The following is a 528-nucleotide window of genomic DNA, read 5'->3' as shown; positions in this document are numbered from 1 at the left end:
CAACTAATTGTTTAATTTCTTCTAACTGTAGACCTTCCTGCATTTTCCGAAGAATAAACGTATTACGTAGATGCTGGGAACATAAGCCTTTTCTAAGGCCTGCTCTTTTCACTTCAAGCCTTAGCATTTTTTGAAAAGCAATTTCAGTAAGAGCTTTCGGGGAATCATCATCATATACCCAGTGAAAAGTCATCCGATTAAAATCAAATGCAACAAATAGTGGGTGCGTTGAATGGTAATGAGGTCTTACTGGCTCTGGGATTGTCACAAAATATTCATATAAGCGAATGCGATCTTCCTTTTCTAAATGAATTAGCCTTTTAATTCCATCTTTACTATGTACAGTCAATTCATTTTGTGCAAAATTTATATCTCTCATTTGAAGGTCGATACATTCTTTTAACGATAATCCATAATAGAGCATAAGACGAATCATAATATCATTTCGATCCATTAAATAAGGTCTTGCTTTTAGCTGTTTGTCTGATAAATCTGATGTTGACTTGAGAATATAGAGTAATTGTTTTT

At 33.5% G+C, this 528-nt stretch carries 1 protein-coding gene; it reads right to left on the bottom strand.

Features of this window, described 5'->3' with window-relative positions; all coding sequences use genetic code 11:
• Positions 1-528, bottom strand: a 528-nt coding sequence (locus V7056_RS15555; protein WP_499703342.1) for a tyrosine-type recombinase/integrase, incomplete at both ends; no start/stop codon positions are given.

The sequence above is a fragment of the Bacillus sp. JJ664 genome, assembly GCF_036962205.1.
Lineage (GTDB): Bacteria > Bacillota > Bacilli > Bacillales > Bacillaceae_G > Gottfriedia.
This window is presented reverse-complemented; position numbering and strand designations above follow the sequence as displayed.